Annotated in this window: 16 protein-coding genes; 2 read left to right on the top strand and 14 right to left on the bottom strand. The window is 72.5% G+C overall.

Annotated elements, in window-relative coordinates:
* Nucleotides 1-629: 629 nt before the first annotated feature.
* From dnaG to dusB, 3 genes are all read right to left on the bottom strand, one after another.
* Nucleotides 630-2,555 carry a DNA primase gene (gene dnaG / locus NI26_RS06695; RefSeq protein ID WP_066653917.1) on the bottom strand — a complete coding sequence of 642 codons (1,926 nt, stop codon included), beginning with the start codon at nt 2,553-2,555 and terminating at the stop codon, nt 630-632.
* A gap of 279 nt (nt 2,556-2,834) precedes the next feature.
* Nucleotides 2,835-4,124 (bottom strand): deoxyguanosinetriphosphate triphosphohydrolase, encoded by a 1,290-nt coding sequence (locus NI26_RS06690; RefSeq protein WP_066653914.1) that lies wholly within the window; start codon nt 4,122-4,124, stop codon nt 2,835-2,837.
* Nucleotides 4,121-5,293, bottom strand: a complete 1,173-nt coding sequence (gene dusB / locus NI26_RS06685) for a tRNA dihydrouridine synthase DusB (protein WP_066653911.1) — start codon at nt 5,291-5,293, stop codon at nt 4,121-4,123. Before dusB ends, NI26_RS06690 begins: the two co-directional genes overlap by 4 nt.
* A 47-nt stretch (nt 5,294-5,340) precedes the next feature.
* On the opposite strand from dusB, the gene NI26_RS06680 reads away from it, so the two are divergent.
* Nucleotides 5,341-5,823 (top strand): aminoacyl-tRNA deacylase, encoded by a 483-nt coding sequence (locus NI26_RS06680; RefSeq protein ID WP_066653909.1) that lies wholly within the window; start codon nt 5,341-5,343, stop codon nt 5,821-5,823.
* A gap of 8 nt (nt 5,824-5,831) precedes the next feature.
* Here NI26_RS06680 and NI26_RS16830 read toward each other — a convergent pair whose 3' ends face one another.
* The 4 genes from NI26_RS16830 to NI26_RS06665 form a co-directional block, all read right to left on the bottom strand.
* Complete coding sequence (locus NI26_RS16830) at nt 5,832-6,002, bottom strand: hypothetical protein (RefSeq protein ID WP_158407743.1); 171 nt, start codon at nt 6,000-6,002, stop codon at nt 5,832-5,834.
* Nucleotides 5,999-6,733, bottom strand: a complete 735-nt coding sequence (locus NI26_RS06675) for a DsbA family oxidoreductase (protein WP_066653907.1) — start codon at nt 6,731-6,733, stop codon at nt 5,999-6,001. The genes NI26_RS16830 and NI26_RS06675 overlap by 4 nt, the downstream gene beginning before the upstream one ends.
* A gap of 226 nt (nt 6,734-6,959) precedes the next feature.
* Complete coding sequence (locus tag NI26_RS06670) at nt 6,960-8,345, bottom strand: glycine--tRNA ligase (RefSeq protein WP_066653905.1); 1,386 nt, start codon at nt 8,343-8,345, stop codon at nt 6,960-6,962.
* A gap of 114 nt (nt 8,346-8,459) precedes the next feature.
* The gene (locus NI26_RS06665; protein WP_066653903.1) at nt 8,460-9,509 is read right to left on the bottom strand and encodes an aminotransferase class V-fold PLP-dependent enzyme; all 1,050 of its coding nucleotides are present in this window, start codon (nt 9,507-9,509) and stop codon (nt 8,460-8,462) included.
* A gap of 70 nt (nt 9,510-9,579) precedes the next feature.
* On the opposite strand from NI26_RS06665, the gene NI26_RS06660 reads away from it, so the two are divergent.
* The gene (locus NI26_RS06660; RefSeq protein WP_066653900.1) at nt 9,580-10,491 is read left to right on the top strand and encodes a LysR family transcriptional regulator; all 912 of its coding nucleotides are present in this window, start codon (nt 9,580-9,582) and stop codon (nt 10,489-10,491) included.
* A gap of 107 nt (nt 10,492-10,598) precedes the next feature.
* Here NI26_RS06660 and NI26_RS06655 read toward each other — a convergent pair whose 3' ends face one another.
* From NI26_RS06655 to NI26_RS06620, 7 genes are all read right to left on the bottom strand, one after another.
* Nucleotides 10,599-11,405 carry an isoprenyl transferase gene (locus NI26_RS06655; protein ID WP_066653897.1) on the bottom strand — a complete coding sequence of 269 codons (807 nt, stop codon included), beginning with the start codon at nt 11,403-11,405 and terminating at the stop codon, nt 10,599-10,601.
* The gene (gene recO / locus NI26_RS06650) at nt 11,402-12,235 is read right to left on the bottom strand and encodes a DNA repair protein RecO (RefSeq protein ID WP_066653894.1); all 834 of its coding nucleotides are present in this window, start codon (nt 12,233-12,235) and stop codon (nt 11,402-11,404) included. Before recO ends, NI26_RS06655 begins: the two co-directional genes overlap by 4 nt.
* Before the next feature lie 509 nt (nt 12,236-12,744).
* Nucleotides 12,745-14,514, bottom strand: a complete 1,770-nt coding sequence (gene leuA, locus NI26_RS06640) for a 2-isopropylmalate synthase (RefSeq protein ID WP_066653887.1) — start codon at nt 14,512-14,514, stop codon at nt 12,745-12,747.
* A gap of 199 nt (nt 14,515-14,713) precedes the next feature.
* Entirely contained in the window at nt 14,714-16,114 is a 1,401-nt protein-coding gene (locus tag NI26_RS06635) for an ABC transporter permease (RefSeq protein WP_066653885.1), read from the bottom strand.
* Entirely contained in the window at nt 16,111-16,863 is a 753-nt protein-coding gene (locus NI26_RS06630) for an ABC transporter ATP-binding protein (protein WP_066653884.1), read from the bottom strand. Before NI26_RS06630 ends, NI26_RS06635 begins: the two co-directional genes overlap by 4 nt.
* Nucleotides 16,864-16,999: 136 nt before the next feature.
* A complete protein-coding gene (locus NI26_RS06625) occupies nt 17,000-17,689 on the bottom strand; it encodes a response regulator transcription factor (RefSeq protein WP_066653881.1) in 690 nt (229 codons plus the stop codon).
* Entirely contained in the window at nt 17,686-18,921 is a 1,236-nt protein-coding gene (locus tag NI26_RS06620; protein ID WP_144411283.1) for a sensor histidine kinase, read from the bottom strand. Before NI26_RS06620 ends, NI26_RS06625 begins: the two co-directional genes overlap by 4 nt.
* Nucleotides 18,922-18,960: the final 39 nt, after the last annotated feature.

The following is an 18,960-nucleotide window of genomic DNA, read 5'->3' as shown; positions in this document are numbered from 1 at the left end:
GAGATCCGTCACGCTCGACCTCCCCGGCCGACACATCCCACCCACCCGACGTCACGCGCGCGGCACGTCCTGCCCGCCCGGCGCCGGTCGGTGGTGCTCGCGTTCGGGTTGCACGACTTGCCGCTCAGTTCGGGCCGCGGCGGCGGGTCGTGCGACCAGGACGACCGCACACGGCACGTCGTGCGACCGGAACGGCCAGTGCGAGTGGCCGGGCCACGGCGGGACACCGAGCGGGCGGAGTACGGCACCCTCGGCGTCTCCGGGCACCGATCCCCACCCGCTCGACGTCGTCCACGCGGCGATCCCTGCCCGCTGCGGCGGCGGCGACGGCGGCGGCGGCGACGGCGACGGCGGATGGTGCTCGCGCCCTGGTCGCGTGACCTGCCGCTCAGTTCGGGTCGCGGCGGCGAGTCCTGCGACCAGATCGACCGCACGCGGCAGGTCGCGCGACCCTGGGGTCCAGCACGAGTGGCCGCGTGACCCTGGGGTCCAGCACGAGTGGTCGCGCGACCCTGGGGTCCAGCACGAGTGGCCGCGCGACCGTGCGGGCCAGCACGAGTGGCCGCGCGACCGAGCGGGCCAGCACGAGTGGCCGGGCGACGACGCGCTGCCGCCCCTCGCGGGACGGCTCAGCCCTGCGCTGCCGCCTCGGCGTCGGCGCGGAGGCGCATCCGCTGCGCGTCGATGTCGACGAGCTGGCGCTGGATCTCGGCGCGCCGGTCGGACTGCTCGTGCGGGTCGGCCCGCTGCAACTGCCCGAGCAGCGAGGCCTTGCGGGCGAGCAGGTCCCGCTCGACCAGGGCCACGACGATGCTCCGGGCGTAGAGCGCCAGGTCCTCGTCGGTGCGAGCCGGGATCGGTGCGAGTGCGAGCTCCTGCACGAGACCGCGGAACGGCGCCGGCACGTCCTGCAGCAACCGGTCGAGCCAGTCCCCCGCGCCGATCGAGTCGACGTTGGCGACCACGGCGTCCCGCACGACCGACAGCATCGGCGCCGAGAACGTCGCGCCGGCCGCGAGCCAGATGAGCGGTGCGCCCACGTACCCGGGCTGCTGCACCATCGCCATCACGGCGTCGCGCTCCATCCGGGTGATCGGGTCGTTCGGCAGCAGCCGCAGACCGGCCACGGGCTCCTCGGGCGGGGCGACCAGCTCACCACCGAGACCGGCCTGACCGACCGGCACCGGGCCTCCCGTCCGGTCGGTGCGCGCTGCGGACGCGCGCTGACGCGCCGAGTCGACCGCCCGCCGGACGTCCGGGATGTCCATGCCGAGCCACCCGGCGAGTTCGCGGACGTACCCCTGCGTGAGGGAGCGGTCGCGGATCCCGGCGAGGACCGGCGCGGCGGCCCGCAGTGCGCTGACCCGCCCCTCGACGGTCTCGAGGTCGTGGCCGTCGAGCGTCCGACGGATCATGAACTCGAACATCGGGCGCTTCGCGCTGACGAGCCGGCGGATCGCGTCGTCGCCTCGCGCGAGTCGGAGGTCGCACGGGTCGAGCCCGCCGGGAGCCACCGCGACGTAGGTCTGCGCTGCGAAGCGCTGCTCCTCGGCGAACGCCCGCGAGGCGGCACGCTGCCCGGCCTCGTCGGGGTCGAACGTGAAGACCACCTCGCCGTTGGCGTTCGGGTCGGCACCGCTGACGTCGCCGAGCATCGGCCGGAGGACCTTGATGTGGTCGACACCGAACGAGGTGCCGCACGTCGCGACGGCGGTCGTCACACCGGCGAGGTGGCACGCCATGACGTCGGTGTAGCCCTCGACGATCACGACCTGCTTGCCCTTGGAGATGTCCTTCCGGGCGAGGTCGAGCCCGTAGAGGACCTGGCTCTTGTGGTAGATCGGCGTCTCGGGGGTGTTGAGGTACTTCGGGCCCTTGTCGTCGTCGAGCAGTCGACGCGCGCCGAAGCCGATCGTCGCACCGGTCACGTCACGGATCGGCCACACGAGGCGTCCGCGGAACCGGTCGTACGGCGAGCGGTCACCCTGTCCGGCGAGTCCCGCCGCGAGGATCTCGTCCATCGAGAACCCACGGCCCCGCAGGTGCTCACGCGTGGCGTCGTACGACTGCGGCGCGAAACCCACGCCGAAGTGCTGTGCTGCGGCGGGGTCGAAGCCGCGCTCCCCGAGGAAGCGTCGCGCGGGCTCGGCAGCCGCCGAGGTGAGCTGCGACTGGTAGAACTCGAGCGCTGCCTCGTTCGCGGCGATCAGCCGCGCGCGCTGGTTGTAGTCGGTGCGCGGGCCGTCGCCCTCTTCGTAGTGGAGCGTGAAGCCGATCTTCGCGGCCATGCGCTCGACCGCTTCCTGGAACGTCGTGTGGTCCATCTTGATGATGAACTCGAAGACGTCGCCGTCCTCGCCGCACCCGAAGCAGTGGTACCGGCCGACCTGCGGCCGCACGTGGAACGACGGGGAGCGCTCGTCGTGGAACGGGCAGAGCCCCTTCAGCGAGCCGACGCCCGCCGACTTCAGCGTGACGTGGTCGCCGACGACGTCGGCGATGTTGACACGCGAGCGGACCTCGTCGATGTCGTTCCGCGCGATCCTGCCAGCCACCCCTCGATCCTAGTTCGTGCGGCCGGTGCCGGAGGACGGTCCGTGTCCGCCTGTGGAGAGCACGACGGCCGGGAGGCGCGGTGCACGATCAGCACGCGCCCCACCTCGGTCGGTGCGCACGTCGACACGCGCGGCGGCCGGGCAGGAGCCACTCCGGTCCCAGCGAGACGGCGCCGTCCGCCCGGGACGGTGCCGGGTCGACGAACCGGACCCAGATCCGACGGCGTCTCGCCCTCACGGCGGCGTCCCGTCCACACGGCGGCGTCTCGCACGCCGGCGTCAGACCGCGATGTGCGTCGTCTCCCGGTCCCCCACCACGAGTCGCTTGTGCCACGCCAGCGCCCCCTGGTCCGTCAGGCTCGCGACCTGGTCGACCACGGCCCGCAACCGCCCGGCGTCGTCGGACGCCGAACGCCAGTCCGCCGCGAAGCCCGGCTCGAGGTCCGCACTGCCCGTCGCCGCCAGGGCGTCGAGCAGCTCGGTGAGCACGCGACGCTGGTCCTCGTACACGGGCTGCCGGTCGCCGTGGGTCATGACGAACGCCGCGACGATGCCCTTGAGCACCGCGATCTCGCCGATGATCTCCGGCGGGGTGACGACCGAGGCCGCGAACCGCACGAGGGACCCGGACGCGTAGGACTCGCGAGTTGCCGCCGTCGCCGTCCGCGCGAACCGTCCGATGAGCTGCGAGGTGAGGTTCTTGAGCCGCGCCATGTCCCGCCGCGACCCGTCGTACGACGTCATCCACAGCGGCAGCGACCGGAGCCGGTCGAAGGCCTCGAGCAGTTCGTCACGGCTGAGGTCCGACCCGACCCAGGCGTGCATGGCGGTGACGATGTCGTTCTCGCCGACCCGGTCGCCCAGGGCCGCGACGTCGATGAAGCCCGCGACGACGGCGTCCTCGAAGTCGTGCACCGAGTAGGCGATGTCGTCGGACAGGTCCATGACCTGCGCCTCGATGCACCGCTGCCGACGCGGAGCACCGCGCCGGAGCCACGCGAAGGCGTCGTGGTCGTCGTCGTAGAACCCGAACTTGGTGCGCCCCGAAGATGCCTCGGCGACGCCCTGCGCCGCCGGCCACGGGTACTTGCAGCTCGCGTCGAGCGAGGCCCGGGTCAGGTTGAGCCCGTACGGGCGCTCGTCGTCGGGTCCGTCGCCGTAGACCTTCGGCTCGAGGCGGGTCAGCAGCCGCAGCGTCTGGGCGTTGCCCTCGAAGCCGCCGATGTCCGCCGCCCAGGCATTCACGGCGGTCTCGCCGTTGTGCCCGAACGGCGGGTGCCCGATGTCGTGCGCCAGGCACGCGGTGTCGACGACGTCGGGGTCGAGCCCGAGGGAGTCGGCGAGCTCGCGCCCGACCTGCGCGACCTCGAGCGAGTGCGTCAGGCGGTTGCGGGCGAAGTCGAGTCCGGTGGTCGGGCTGAGCACCTGGGTCTTCGCGGCGAGGCGTCGGAGCGCGCTCGAGTGCAGCAGGCGGGCGCGGTCCCGGGCGAAGTCGGAGCGACGGTTGCCGTGGGTCTCGGGCAGCCAGCGTTCCGCGTCGGCCGGCCCGTACGAGGCGGTGGCGCTCATCCGCCGCTGTGGTGCAGCTCGGCGGCGGCGAGGACCTTGCGGAACTCGGCGTCCACGTCGCGCGACTCGAGCCAGCGGTCCGGCAGCGCCGTGCGCTTCGGGTGCCCGGCGCGGCCTCGCGGGCCCTCGACGTCCGCACCGGGGTACGGCGCCGACCAGTCGAGCTGCCCGAGCAGGTCGTCGATCTCCTGCAGGCTCGAGGCCATGGAGAGCGCCGAGCGGACGTCGCCGCCGATCGGGTACCCCTTGAAGTACCAGGAGACGTGCTTCCGGGCGTCGCGGCACCCGTGGTCCTCGGACCCGAAGAACTCGACGAGCAGCTCGGTGTGTCGACGGAAGGCGGTCGCGACGTCGCCGAGCGAGGGCATCGCGCGCACGTCCTCACCGCGGAACGCCGCCGCCAGGTCGCCGAACAGCCACGGCCGACCCAGGCATCCGCGGCCGACCACGACACCGTCGCAGCCGGTCTCGTCGACCATGCGCAGGGCGTCGGCGGCGGACCAGATGTCGCCGTTGCCGAGCACCGGGATGTCGGTGATCGTCTCCTTCAACGTGGCGATCGCGGACCAGTCCGCCTGCCCCGAGTAGTGCTCGTTCGCGGTGCGGGCGTGCAGCGAGATCGCGGCGACACCGGCGTCGCGGGCGATGCGTGCCGCGTCGAGGTAGGTCAGGTGGTCGGCGTCGATGCCCTTGCGCATCTTCACCGTGACCGGGACGTCGCCGGCGGCCTTGACCGTCTTCTCGACGAGGTCCTTGAAGAGGTCGGTCTTCCACGGCAGGGCCGCTCCCCCGCCCTTCCGCGTGACCTTCGGCACCGGACACCCGAAGTTGAGGTCGATGTGGTCGGCGCGGTCCTCGCCCACCAGGATCGTCGCCGCCTCGGCCACGGTGTTCGGCTCGACGCCGTACAGCTGGATGGACCGCGGCGTCTCCGACTCGTGGTGCTGGATGAGCTGCATCGACACCGGAGTCCGTTCGACCAGCGCCCGCGAGGTGATCATCTCGCAGACGTAGAGTCCGGCGCCGTACTCGCGGCAGAGCCGGCGGTAGGCCATGTTCGTGATGCCCGCCATCGGCGCGAGCACGACCGGCGCCTCGACCTCGATGGGGCCGATGCGCAGGGGCTTCGCCGTGCGGGGCGCCGTGGTGGGCGCGTCGGTGATCGTCATACGTGCTCCATTCTCCCACGCGTGTCCGCGCCGGTAGCGTTCTCCACATGACCGACTCCGCGATCGCCCGGTTCGACGCCGACGCCGCCGCCCGAGGGCTCGCGGTGGACGTCGTCCAGCGCCCCGCCGCCGACTCCCTCGAGGGTGCCGCCGCCCTGCTCGGCATCGACCCGAGCGACATCGTGAAGACGCTCGTCGTCAAGCGTCACGACGGTGGCTTCCTGCTCGCGCTGGTGCCGGGCGGCCGCAGCATCGCCTGGAAGAAGCTCCGCACCGTCGTCGGCGTCAACAAGCTGTCGATGCCCGACGCAGCGACCGCGCTCGAGGCCTCGGGCTACGAGCGCGGCACGATCACGCCGATCGGCGCGACCGGCGACCTGCCGGTGTACGCCGACGAACGCGTCCTGGGCCGCCGCATCGCGCTCGGTGCCGGCCGGCACGGCGCGAGTGCCTTCGTCGACGGCGACGCGCTCGTCGCCGCCTACGACGCGACCGTCGCCGACATCACCGATGAGGAGCCCGTCCGCTAGCGGACGGCTCAGTCGGGGACCTCGGTCCAGTCGCCCTCGGCACCGGGGACGAAGCAACTGTCACCCTCGCAGACCGGCGCACCGCCGGGCGTGACGAGCGTGAGCAGGGCGGGTCGCGCCTCCCGGTCGTCGGCCTGGAGGCCCGGCTCGACCGGGCCGGTCGTCGTCACGCCGGTCACCGGGTCGCCTCCGCGTCCGCGGTCGCGTCGTCCGCGGCACGCTGCTGCTGCGCCGCGAGCTCCTCGGGCGTCACGTCGCGGAGCGCGACGACCTGGCGGAGCACCTGCTCGAACGCCGCCGGGTCCTGTGCGCCGGAGACGCCGTACTTGCCGTCGATGACGAAGAACGGGACGCCGTTGATCCCGAACGCCTGCGCCTGGGCCTGGTCGGCCCGGACGGCGGCGAGCTGGGCGTCGTCGCGCAGGGTCGCCAGGACCTCGTCGCGGTCCAGACCGATCGAGGCGCCGAGGTCGGCCAGGGACTCGTCCTGTCCGACGTGCTCGCCGCGCTCGAAGTACGCGGTGAAGAGGCGCTCGACCATCTCGAGCTGCTTGCCGTGCTGCTTCGCCAGGTGGATGACCTGGTGCGCCTTGACGGTGTTCGTGTGGCGCAGTGCGTCGTAGTCGTAGTGCAGCCCGACGGACGAGGCGATGCCGGCGACCTGGTCGATCATCTGCTGTGCCTGCTGCACCGGCAGGCCCTTGTGCTGCGAGAGGAACTCGGCCTCGGTGCCCTCGAAGTCGACCGGGGTGTCCGGGCTCAGCTCGAACGAGTGGTACTCGACCTCGACCGGCTGGGCCTCGGGCGAGGAGGCGAACGCGGCGACGCCGGCCTCGAACTTCCGCTTGCCGATGTAGCACCAGGGGCATGCGATGTCCGACCAGACATCGACCTTCACAGACTCGTTCACACGAGGTGCAAGCCCGGCCCCTGCCCGCGCATTCCCGCGGTCACGACCCGCTCCTCGCGCACCGTGTCTCGTGCGCCGTGTCTCGTGCGCCGTGCACAACGAGAGGCACCCCGAACAACGCGATTCCGTGGTTCGGGGTGCTTTCGGTTGTGCAGCGGCAGGTCGCACCGGCGATCGCTGACCGCGGCAGCGGCAGCGGCAGGTGCTGCCGCAGCAGCCGCGCGCGCTACGCGCCGAGGAGGCGCTGCGCCAGGTAGCCCTGCAGCTGGTCGAGCGAGACGCGCTCCTGCGACATGGTGTCGCGCTCACGCACCGTGACCGCCTTGTCGTCGAGCGTGTCGAAGTCGACCGTGATGCAGAACGGCGTGCCGATCTCGTCGTGGCGACGGTAGCGACGACCGATCGCGCCGGCGTCGTCGAAGTCGACGTTCCAGTGCTTCCGCAGGTCGTCGGCGAGCCCGCGCGCCACCGGCGACAGCTGCTCGTTGCGGGACAGCGGGAGCACCGCGGCCTTGACCGGCGCCAGCCGCGGGTCGAGGCGCAGGACGGTGCGCTTGTCGACGCCGCCCTTCGCGTTCGGGGCCTCGTCCTCGTGGTACGCGTCGAGCAGGAACGCCATGAGCGCACGGGTGAGCCCGAACGACGGCTCGATGACGTACGGCACGTACTTCTCGTTCGCGGCCTGGTCGAAGAAGCGCAGGTCCTTGCCCGACGACTCGATGTGGTTGTTCAGGTCGAAGTCGGTGCGGTTCGCGACGCCCATGAGCTCGCCCCACTCGGAGCCGGCGAACCCGAAGCGGTACTCGATGTCCGCGGTGGCGTCCGAGTAGTGCGCGCGCTCGCCGTCGGGCACGTCGAAGCGTCGCAGGTTCTCGGGGTCGATGCCGAGGTCGGTGAAGAACGCCACCGCGTCGGCGATCCACTGCTCGTAGTGGGTGTCGACGTCGGCCGGCGGCACGAAGTACTCGATCTCCATCTGCTCGAACTCGCGCGTGCGGAAGATGAAGTTGCCGGGCGTGATCTCGTTGCGGAACGCCTTGCCGACCTGGCCGATGCCGAACGGGGGCTTCATGCGGCTCGTCGTGACGACCTGCGCGAAGTCGACGAAGATGCCCTGCGCCGTCTCCGGGCGGAGGAAGTTCAGCCCTTCCTCGGACTCGACCGGGCCGAGGTAGGTCTTGAGCATGCCGGAGAACTCGCGCGGCTCGGTCCACTCGCCCCGGGTGCCGCAGTTCGGGCACGGCACCTCGGCCATGCCGCCCTCGGGCGCTCGACCCTTCTTCGCCTCGAACGCCTCGAGCAGGTGGTCTTCGCGGAACCGGTGGTGGCAGTGCAGGCACTCGACGAGCGGGTCGGTGAAGGTGGCGACGTGACCCGAGGCCTCCCACACCTTGCGGGGCAGGATCACGGCGGAGTCGAGGCCGACCATGTCGCCGCGGCCGCGGACGAACCGCTGCCACCACTGGCGCTTGATGTTCTCCTTCAGCTCGACGCCGAGGGGCCCGTAGTCCCACGCGGAGCGGGATCCGCCGTAGATCTCCCCCGACTGGAAGACGAAGCCACGGCCCTTGGCCAGGGCGATGACGCTGTCGAGACGGGAGGACGGTGCCAAGAGGACTCCTGAGTTCGCCGGACTGGGTGCCCGGTGCGGGAACGGTACCGGGCAAGCGTACCGGCCCCGAGGCGACCGACGGACGCCGGTCGCGGCACCCGTGGACGGCCCGGCTCACCCCGCGGGACGGAACCCCTCCACCGCGCCCAGCACCGCGACGACCCGGTCGACGTCGGCGTCGTCGTTCCACAGGTGGAAGGCCAGGCGCAGCCGGCCCGCCCGTCCGCTCGCCGTGACCCCCGCCGCGGTCAGGGCGCGGAGGGCCGACCCGTCCGGGTCGGGGAAGGTCGTGATCGCCTGACCGGACCGGGGCGTCCCGAGCGCGTCGGCGAGCCGGTCCGTGCGACCGGTCGCGTGCCTCCAGGCCGAACCGGCGTCGACGGACGCGAGGTGTCGCAGGGCGGCGACCGCCCCCGGCCACGCCTGCCATGCCGGGGACACGTCGAAACGGCGGGCGTCGTCGGCGAGCTGCATGGTCGGGCCGTAGCACGAGGACCAGACGTCCGCTCCCGCGTACCAGCCGGCCTGCACGGGGCGGACGCGCTCCAGCGCCGCATCGGAGAACGTCGCGAAGGCGACGCCGCGCGGTGCGCACAACCACTTGTAGGCGTGCGTGACCGTGACGTCGAACGGCGCGGCGGACACCGGCAGGACGCCCGCGGCCTGGGTGAGGTCGCAGAGGGTGAGGGCACCGGCGGCGCGCGCCGCGTCGAGGACCGGGGCGGGGTCGGTCACCACGCCGGTGGCGGACTGCACGGCGGACCAGGCGACGAGCGCGGTGCCCGGGCGGACGGCGTCGGCGAGTCGCTCGAGCGGGACACTGCGGACCGTGACGCCGCGGTGCGCCTGCACGAGGAACGGGAAGACGATCGACGAGAAGTCGCCGTCGGGGACGACGACCTCGGCACCGTCCGGCAGTGACGCAGCGACGAGTGCCACCATCGCCGAGGTCTGCGACCCCGTCGCCACCCGTGCGGCGTCCACGCCGACGATGCCCGCGAAGAGCGCACGGCCCTCCTCGACCAGGGCGCCGTACGTCGCGGGCGAGGTCGCGGCGCGCGACCACGCGTCGAGGTCCGCCCGCTGTGCGGCCAGGGTGCCGAGCGTGGGGAGCCCGGCGGTGCAGGCGGCGAGGTAGCCCGATCCGTCGACGAAGGAGTCCATGCCCCCAGGCTCCGACGGCCGGCGCCATCACGCCAGGGCAGGCTTCTTCGGGGACCCATAACATCGTGTTGTGGAGTCCATCGAACCGCAGCTGCTCCGGGTCCTGCTCGCCGTGCGTGACGGCGGGTCGATCAGCCGTGCGGCCGCGGCGCTCGGCTACAGCCAGCCCGCCGTCAGCCAGTTGCTCACACGCGCCGAACAGCGGCTCGGGCACGACCTCGTGCTCCGCGGCGGCCGCGGTGCGACCCTGACGGAGTCCGGGCGCGTCCTCGCCGACCACGCCCTGCACGTCGAGGCGGCCCTGGCCGCAGCACGAGAGGACCTCGACGCGGTCGGCGGTCTCGCCCGCGGGCGGGTGCGGCTCGCCGGCTTCCCGAGCGCGTCGTCGACCCTCGTGCCCCCGGTGCTCGCGGCGCTGGCGACGGACAGCCCCGGGGTGGTGACGTCGTACGTCGAGGCCGAGCCCCCCGAGGCCGTCGAACTGCTCCGGCGCGGCGAGGTCGACGTCGCCCTGACCTTCTCGCATGCACTGCAGGACGACTCCGCGAACGATCCGACCCTGACCACGCGCGTGCTCGGGCGCGATCCGCTCGCGCTCGTCACCGCCGCGGGTGCGGTGCCGCCCGGGGACCGGGCAGCCGACCTCGCCGCGTTCCGGGACGCCCGGTGGATCGGCGGTTGTCCGCGGTGCCGTGGGCACCTGCTCGCGTCGTGCGCGGCGTCCGGGTTCACGCCGGAGATCGTGCTCGAGACCGACAACGCCGCGGCGGTCGTCGGGCTGGTCGCGGCCGGACTCGGCGTCGCCCTGCTGCCCCGGCTGGCGCTGTCGACCACCGTCGTACCGTCCGGTGTGGCGGTCACGCCGGCCGACGACGCGCTGGCACGACGGGTCGAGGTCGTGGTCGCCCGCGGCGCGGACCGCGTGCCGAGCGTGCGGGCGGCGCTGGAGGCGGTCCGTGGGGTGGCGCACCTGCTCACGTGAGGCGCGGCGCGCTGTCCGTGGCACGGGTCTCGTGTCGGCACCGACGGCCGCCCGGCCGGCCGCGGGTCGGACGGGAGGCCCGTGGCGGCGCCGCCACGGGCCTCCCGTCAGGCGGTCGGTGCGTCCACCGCGCCGCCGTAGCGTCGGTCGCGGCGCGCGTACTCCTCGATCGCTCCCCACAGGTCGGTGCGGCGGAAGTCCGGCCAGAGCTGGTCGAGGAACACCATCTCCGCGTACGCGGACTGCCACAGCATGAAGTTCGACGTCCGCTGCTCGCCCGAGCTCCGCAGGAACAGGTCCACGTCGGGCAGCTCGGGCACGTAGAGCCGCTTGGCCAGGGCCTTCTCCGTCACCTGGCTCGGCTTCATCCGACCGGCGGCGACGTCCTCGGCCATGCCCCGGACCGCGTCGACGATCTCGTTCCGCCCGCCGTAGTTGACGCACATCGTGAGGGTGCAGACGTCGTTGTCGGCGGTCATCCGCTCCGCGGTCTGCAGCTCGTCGACGACGCTCCGCCAGAGCCGGGGTCGCCGGCCCGCCCACCGCACCCGGACACCCCACGCGTGCAGCTGGTCGCGACGGCGATGGATGACCTCGCGGTTGAAGCCCATCAGGAAGCGGACCTCGTCCGGCGACCGCTTCCAGTTCTCGGTCGAGAACGCGTACGCCGACACGTGCTTGACGCCGATCTGGATCGCGCCCGCGACGACGTCGAGCAGCGAGGCCTCGCCGGCCTTGTGCCCCTCGACCCGCGTCAGGCCACGCTGGTTCGCCCAGCGGCCGTTGCCGTCCATGACGATCGCCACGTGCTCCGGGACGAACTGCGCCGGGATCGCCGGCGGCTGCTCCCCCGTCCAGTCGACGGGTCGCAGTCCCTCGGACACGGCTTCGGACGCGGACCGGCGTGGGCTCATGCAGGTGTTCCTTCGTGATCGGACGTGACGGGCACGGCGGGCGCCGGGGTGGCGGCCACGGCTGCCGGAACCCCACCGGGGGTCGGTGCGACCGGAGCGGGGTGTTCACTGCGGTCCACGTGGGGCAGTGACCGGAGCGATCGTTCCAGGTGCCACTGGGCGTAGGCCGCCACCACGCCGGAGGCCCGCGACCGCGTCCGCTCGTCGGAGGCGTCGACGGTCGACCAGTCCCCGGCGAGCAGTGCCCCGAGCAGGCCGAGCGTGTCGGTGTCGAGCCGGGGCGTCCCGGGCGGCGCTGCACGGTCCGCCACCACCCCGCCGAGCTGCACGACGAAGGCGGTGTGCGGCCCGGGCTCCCCCGTCACCGCACAGTCACCGAACGACGGCGCCCACCCCGCGATGCTCATCGCCCGGAGCAGGTACGAGTCGAGCGTGGCGCTGACGACGTGCTCGTGCCTGGACAGTGAGCGCAGGGCACCGACGAGCAGCAGGTACTGCTGGAGCCCGGCGTCCGCCTCGCTCAACCGGTCCGCCGTCTCGACCATGGCGCTGGCCGCCGTGTAGGCGCCGTAGTCGGTGACGATCTGGGCACCGTACGAGCCGAGGCTCTCGGCCTGGGTGACGATGTCGAGCGACCGACCCTCGTAGAACTGCGCGTCGACGACCATGAACGGCTCGAGTCGCGACCCGAACTTCGACGCCGTGCGCCGTACCCCCTTGGCCACCGCCCGGATCTTGCCGTGCTGCCGGCTCAGCATGGTGACGATGCGGTCGGCCTCGCCGAGCTTGTGGGTGCGCAGCACGACGCACTCGTCCCGGTACAGCGGCATTGCCCCAGTATCCCCCGCGGCGCTGACACCGGGTGCCGGCGGCGAGGCCGGCGCCGAGCGCGGAGCGGCGTCTCCCGAGCTACGAGCGCCGAGCGCCGAGCGCCGAGCGAGCGAGACGCGCCGCGCGCGGTCTCCCGAGCGGGCAGATCCCGGCGCCGGACGACGCCGAGCGTGACCGAACCCGCCCGCTCGACGCACCGCCGTCGCCGGGCGACGCCGAGCGTGACCGAACCCGCCCGCTCGACGCACCGCCGTCGACGGACGACGCCGAGCGTGACGGAATCCACCCGCTCGCGGCACCGCCGATGCCGCGCGACGACCGGTCGTCGGCGTCCTGTCCGGTCGGCGCCGAGCGGGCACGACACACCGCGTGAGTTCCGTCCGGCGGGCAGATCCCGTCGCCGGACGACACCGAGCGTGACGGGATCCGCCCGGTCGACGACACGTCCACAGACGGGAGGCGCGGTGTGGGACGGACCCGCACCGCGCCTCCCGAGAGCGCTGGCGTCCTACGCCGTGACCAGCTCCGGCGTCCCGGTCGCGGCCCCGGCGCGCACGGCCCGGTTCACCGCGGAGACGATCGCCTTGAGCGAGGCGGTCGCGATGTCGGCGTCGATCCCGACGCCCCACAGCCGGGTGCCGTCCACGTCGAGCTCGACGTAGGCGGCGGCCTTCGCGTCACCCGAGGCGCTCATCGTGTGCTCGGAGTAGTCGTACAGCGTGACCGCGACGCCCTGCTCCCGCATGACGGTGAGGAACGCGTCGACCGGACCGGTGCCGACTGCATCGGCGGCGACGGACCCCTCGTCGACACGCATCGCGACGTGGAGCTCCGTGGTGCCGTCGAAGTCGCTCGACGTCGCCGTCTTCGTGATCTCGTACCGGCCCCACTTGTCCGACTCGTCGTCGGCCGGCAGGTACTCGTCGCGGAACAGGTCCCAGATCCGGTCGGACGAGAACTCACCGCCCTCGGTGTCGGTGCGCTGCTGCACCACGCCGGAGAACTCGATCTGCAGCTTGCGGGGCAGGTCGATCGCGTGGTCGGTCTTGAGCAGGTACGCGACGCCGCCCTTGCCGGACTGCGAGTTGACGCGGATGACGGCCTCGTACGAGCGGCCGATGTCCTTCGGGTCGACGGGCAGGTACGGCACCGCCCAGGCGATGTCGTCGACGGACTTCCCCGCGGCGGAGGCCTTGGCCTGCATCGCCTCGAAGCCCTTGTTGATGGCGTCCTGGTGCGAACCGCTGAACGCCGTGTAGACCAGGTCGCCGGCCCAGGGCTGCCGCTCGGGCACCGGCAGCTGGTTGCAGTACTCGACGGTGCGCTTGACCTGGTCGATGTCCGAGAAGTCGACCTCGGGGTCGATGCCCTGCGTGAACAGGTTCATGCCGAGGGCGACGAGGTCCACGTTGCCGGTGCGCTCGCCGTTGCCGAACAAGCATCCCTCGATGCGGTCCGCCCCGGCCATGTAGCCGAGCTCGGCGGCGGCGACGGCGGTGCCGCGGTCGTTGTGCGGGTGCAGCGACAGGATGACGTCCTCGCGGTGGTCGAGGTTGCGCGACATCCACTCGATCGAGTCGGCGTAGACGTTGGGCGTGGCCATCTCGACCGTCGCCGGGAGGTTGATGATCACCTTGCGGTCGGGGGTCGGCTCGAAGACCTCCAGCACGGCGTTGCAGATCTGCGCCGCGACCTCGAGCTCGGTGCCCGTGTAGGACTCGGGCGAGTACTCGTAGAACACCTGCGTGCCGTGCTGCAGCCGGGCCTCGGCCGCGTTGCACATCCGGGCGCCCGCGACGGCGATGTCGACGACGCCCTGCACGTCGGTGCGGAAGACGACCTCGCGCTGGACGATGGACGTCGAGTTGTAGAGGTGCACGATGGCCTGCTTCGCCCCGTCGATCGCCTCGTACGTGCGGTCGATGAGGTGCTCACGCGCCTGGGTCAGCACCTGGATCGTGACGTCGTCCGGGATCGCGCCGTCCTCGATGAGCGACCGGACGAAGTCGAAGTCGGTCTGCGATGCGCTCGGGAAGCCGACCTCGATCTCCTTGTAGCCCATCCGGACGAGCAGGTCGAACATGGCCCGCTTGCGCTCGGAGTCCATCGGGTCGATCAGGGCCTGGTTGCCGTCGCGGAGGTCCACGGCGCACCACCGAGGCGCCCGGTCGATGCGCTTCGTCGGCCAGGTGCGGTCGGGCAGGTCGACGCGGATCTGCTCGTGGAAGGGAACGTACTTGTGGATCGGCATCCCGGAGGGGCGCTGGGTGTTCTGCATGGTCGTCGCTTTCGTCGTCTCGCCGGCATCGGCGCTGTGGGGGGCCACGACGGACTCCGCGACGAGGTGGGCCGTGTGTCAGGCCTCGTCGCGGCAGCGAAGGAGGAGGAGCGCCGAGTACATCGCTGCCACCGTAGCACTGGTACACCAGCGCGTTGCAAGTGGATGACGTCCCGGACGCTCCTCCCGACCCGTGCGGTCAGTCGACGGCGAGCGCCTCGGTCGGTGACACCCGCATGGCCCGCCGGACCGGTGCGACCGTGGCGACGACCGCGAGCACGAGGGCCCCCACCACCACGACCGCGACGGTCAGCGGCGGCAGCACGGGCGTGACGACCGTCCCGAGCGAGCCGAGCATCGTCTGCCCGCCGACCCAGCCGTACAGGGTGCCGAGGACGAGTCCGGTGACGACCGCGGCGACGACCATCTGCACGGCCTCGGTCACGATCATGCGTCGGACCTGCGCCCCGGTCAGCCCGAGGACGCGAAGCAGGCCGAGCTCACGACGACGCTGGAGCACGCCGAGCGCGAGGGCGTTCACGACGCCGACCGCGGCGATCACCGCGGAGAACCCGACGATCACGCTCACGACGGCGTTCAGCTGCACGAAGAAGTCCCGCTGCGCCTGGACCGCGTCCGCCGGCAGGGAACCGTCGCCCATCGCCGCCATCTGGGTCTCGACCACGTGCTGCATGATCCCGAGCGCGACCGCGAAGGTGACGAGCAGGGTCACGCCGATGACGAGCCCGATGGTGGCCCGTGACGACCGTCCCGGTGCCCGCATCGCGTTGCGACCGGCGAGCAGGACGACCGGGTCACGCGACCCGATCCGGCCGATGAGCTGCAGGACCGGGGGCATCACGATCGTCGCGCCGATCGCGACCCCGGCGAAGGAGACGAACCCGCCGAGGGCCGCCGGCAGGACGGCCGCGGGCGTGGCGGGGCTGAGGACGAGACCGAGCACCATCAGCAGCGCACCGACCGTCATGAGCAGGACCGCCCAGACCGTCCGCGCCCGGCCCGACCGGACGTCGGCGTGGCTCGGCTCGACGGTCGATGACAGCGCCTGCAGCGGCGTGACCGTCAGCACCCGGCGGGACCCGACCGCGAACGCGCCCCAGGTCGCCAGGACCACGGCGACGAGCGGCAGCACGAGTTCCCACGGGACGAGCGTGTAGGTGGTGTCCGGGAGGAAGCCGGTGCTCCGCAGGACCGCGACGAAGCACGCGGACAGCCCGGTGCCGACGACGGTGCCCACCGCGCCGCCGACGGCACCGACGACGAGGCCGGTGCGGGTCGTCCGGGCACGCAGGGTGGCGCCCGTCGCCCCGATCAACCGCTGGAGTGCGATCATGCGGGTCTGCCCCGCGATGATCGTGGCGCAGGTGTTCGCCGTCACGATCGCACCGACGTAGAGGGCGATGCCGAGGAAGAGCCACCCGACGACGGACAGGATCGCCCGGACGGGTGCGAGGTCGTCGAGACCCGCGGCAGCCATCGCCTGGGTCACGATGCCGGGAGCGATGACGAGGGCGGACCCGAACGTCGTGCCGAGGGCTGCGACGAGGACCGTCGGGGCGAACGTGCGCAGGCCGGTCACGCGGCTGCCTCCATCCCGAGCATCGTCGCCGAGATCTCGGCGGCGGTCATCGACGGGCGGTCGTCCACGATCCGCCCGTCGGCGAGGAAGAGGATGCGGTCCGCGTTCGCGGCGGCCGTCGGGTCGTGCGTGACCATGACGACGCTCTGCCCCCACTCCTGCACGGCGCCGCGGAGGATCGCGAGGACGTCACGCCCGGTGCGCGAGTCGAGGGCGCCCGTCGGCTCGTCCGCGACCACCACGGCGGGACGCGACGCGAGCGCACGCGCGATCGCGACGCGCTGCTGCTGTCCGCCGGAGAGTTGGTGCGGCCGGTGGGTCAGACGGTCACCCAGGCCGAGCAGGTCGACGAGCCGGTCGATCCACGCCGACTCGTCCCGGCTCGGCTGGTGCCCACCGAGCAGGAACGGCAGCCGGATGTTCTCCCGCACGTCGAGCGTCGGGACGAGGTTGAAGGACTGGAACACGAACCCGAGCCGGCGACGGCGCAGTTCGGTGAGCTCGCGGTCCCCGAGGCCGGTGATGTCGACCCCGTCGATCGTGACCCGCCCGGTGCTCACCGCGTCGAGCCCCGCGGCGACGTGCATGAGCGTCGACTTGCCGGAGCCCGACGGCCCCATCACGGCGGTGAACTCCCCCGCCCCGATGTCGACGCTGACGTCGTCGAGCGCGGTGACGCGGCGGGCGGCGTCGCCGTGGTGCTTGGACACGTGGTCGAGCCGGATGATCGGGGTGTGGTTGGTGGTCATGCTCCGAGCCTGGCGGCCGGGAGGCGCGTCCCGCGTCCGTCGCGCGGCTCCTGTGGATGGTCCGCTCGGCTCGACGTGCTGTGGAGGGGTCATCCTGTCGGATGACGGCGGGTCGCTCCGCCGGTCGACGCCGGGGTCAGTCGGCCCTGGGCACCAGCCCGTGCTCGTGCGCGAACACGACGAGCCGGACGCGGTCCCGCAGGTCGAGCTTGCTGAGCACGCGCGAGATGTGCGTCTTCACCGTCGCCTCGCTGACGTACTCGTGCTGGGCGATCTCGCTGTTGCTGTACCCGCGTGCCGCGAGGTCGAAGATCTCCCGCTCACGGGGCGTCAGCTCGGCGAAGGCGGCGGGCACCGCGGCGGCCTGGGCCGCGCCGTCGTCGTACCGGCGGAGGAGCTCGCGGGTGGCGGAGGCGGCGAACACGGCGGTGCCGGCGTGCACGGTCCGGACCGCGGCGAGCAGGAACTCCGGGTCGGCATCCTTGAGCACGAAGCCGCTCGCGCCCGCCCGGATCGCCTTCGCGGCAGCCTCGTCGAAGTCGAAGGTGGTGAGCACGAGCACCTTCGCGGCGTCTGCCCCGCCCTGCTCGACGATCCGTGCGGTCGCGGTGATCCCGTCCATCACGGGCATCCGGACGTCCATGAGCACCACGTCCGCCCCGGTGCGCCGCACGAGCTCGGCGCCCTCGGCCCCGTCGCCGGCCTCACCGACGAACTGCAGGTCGGGCTGTGAGTCGATGAGCATCCGGATCCCGGTGCGGAAGAGCGCCTGGTCGTCGACGAGGGCGACCCGGATCGGGCCACCGGTCGGCTGGGACGTGGTCATCTGGTGCGCTCCTGCTCCATCTGGGTGATACGGCCGCGGGGGAACTGGCCGCTCGCGGGGACCGCGGGCATGCGCACGGCCACCACGAAGTCGTCACCGCGGTGCCCAGCCGTCATCGACCCCCCGGTCATCGTCACACGCTCGCGCATGCCGACCAGTCCGTGCCCGGTGCCGGGACCGCTGGAGCCGTCGTCGGCGCGCCGGTTCACGACGGTGATCTCGACGGTGTCGGGACGGTAGGTCAGCGCGGTGTGGACCGGTGTCCCGCTCTCCCCGTGCTTCCACGCGTTCGTCAGGCTCTCCTGGACGATCCGGTACACGGCGAGCTGGGTCGTCGTGGGCAGACCGGTCGGGTCGCCTTCCCGGTCCACACGGACGTCGAGGCCGACCTCGCGCATCTCGGCCACGAGCACCTCGAGGTCGGCTGCCTCGGGCGTCGGGGCGGTCCCCTGCTCGTGCCGCAGGGCGCCGAGCAGCTCGCGGACGTCACCGAGGGCACTGCGAGCGGTGCTCGAGATGGTCTCGAGCGCCTGGTCCGCGATCGCGGGGTCGGTCTTGGCGGCGTAGCGTGCCCCGTCCGCCTGGGCGATGACGACAGCCAGCGAGTGCGCGACGATGTCGTGCATGTCGCGGGCGATCCGCACCCGCTCCTGCTCGACCGCGACCGCACGGTCGGCGCGTGCGGCATCCCGTTCGGCGACCAGCTGGGCCTCCCGGCTCATGCTCGCGGACCGGCGGGCGCGGCGGACGAGTCCGGCGAGCCACGGCAGCAGGAGCAGCAGCAGGACGCCGGCGAACGTCGCGAGCACGACCTGCAGGGTCTCGAGCGTGGGCGACGAGGCGGTCTCGATGCCGGAGCGGCGCTGGTGGTCGTACAGCCCGACGTACGCCGCCGCGACCGCGGATCCGCCGATGGCCGAGACCAGGCCGGCGATGCGGACGCGCTTGCTGCCGTAGGCGCTCGTGGTGAAGAGCACGCCGGCGAGCAGCGCGTTCGAGTAGTCCGGCACCTGCATGGTCACCATCTCGAAGACGGCGATCACCCACGAGAGTGCGAGCGACAGCCCCGGCGACAGTCGACGGATCGCGAGGGCGATGCTCAGTCCGACCACCGTCACCAGCCAGAGGGACGGCAGGTCGGCGGACGCACGCAGGAGCGTCAGCAGCCCGCCGAGCAGCACCGCTGTGGTGACGTCGGTGACGAGCTGCGCGCGCAGCAGGGGGCGGAACACCACCCCACGGTACGACGCGGCCGGAGGACGCGCGTCCGA

This window comes from Curtobacterium sp. MR_MD2014 (genome assembly GCF_000772085.1).
Taxonomy (GTDB): Bacteria; Actinomycetota; Actinomycetes; order Actinomycetales; family Microbacteriaceae; genus Curtobacterium.
This window is presented reverse-complemented; position numbering and strand designations above follow the sequence as displayed.

What these genes read in the sequence shown, in the direction of transcription:
- NI26_RS06625 (WP_066653881.1), bottom strand. Translation starts at nt 17,689, where the DNA reads ATGACCACGTCCCAGCCGACCGGTGGCCCGATCCGGGTCGCCCTCGTC.
- NI26_RS06665 (WP_066653903.1), bottom strand. Translation starts at nt 9,509, where the DNA reads ATGGACTCCTTCGTCGACGGATCGGGCTACCTCGCCGCCTGCACCGCC.
- NI26_RS06690 (WP_066653914.1), bottom strand. Translation starts at nt 4,124, where the DNA reads ATGAGCGCCACCGCCTCGTACGGGCCGGCCGACGCGGAACGCTGGCTG.
- leuA (WP_066653887.1), bottom strand. Translation starts at nt 14,514, where the DNA reads ATGCAGAACACCCAGCGCCCCTCCGGGATGCCGATCCACAAGTACGTT.
- NI26_RS06630 (WP_066653884.1), bottom strand. Translation starts at nt 16,863, where the DNA reads ATGACCACCAACCACACCCCGATCATCCGGCTCGACCACGTGTCCAAG.
- dusB (WP_066653911.1), bottom strand. Translation starts at nt 5,293, where the DNA reads ATGACGATCACCGACGCGCCCACCACGGCGCCCCGCACGGCGAAGCCC.
- NI26_RS06655 (WP_066653897.1), bottom strand. Translation starts at nt 11,405, where the DNA reads ATGAGCCCACGCCGGTCCGCGTCCGAAGCCGTGTCCGAGGGACTGCGA.
- recO (WP_066653894.1), bottom strand. Translation starts at nt 12,235, where the DNA reads ATGCCGCTGTACCGGGACGAGTGCGTCGTGCTGCGCACCCACAAGCTC.
- NI26_RS06680 (WP_066653909.1), top strand. Translation starts at nt 5,341, where the DNA reads ATGACCGACTCCGCGATCGCCCGGTTCGACGCCGACGCCGCCGCCCGA.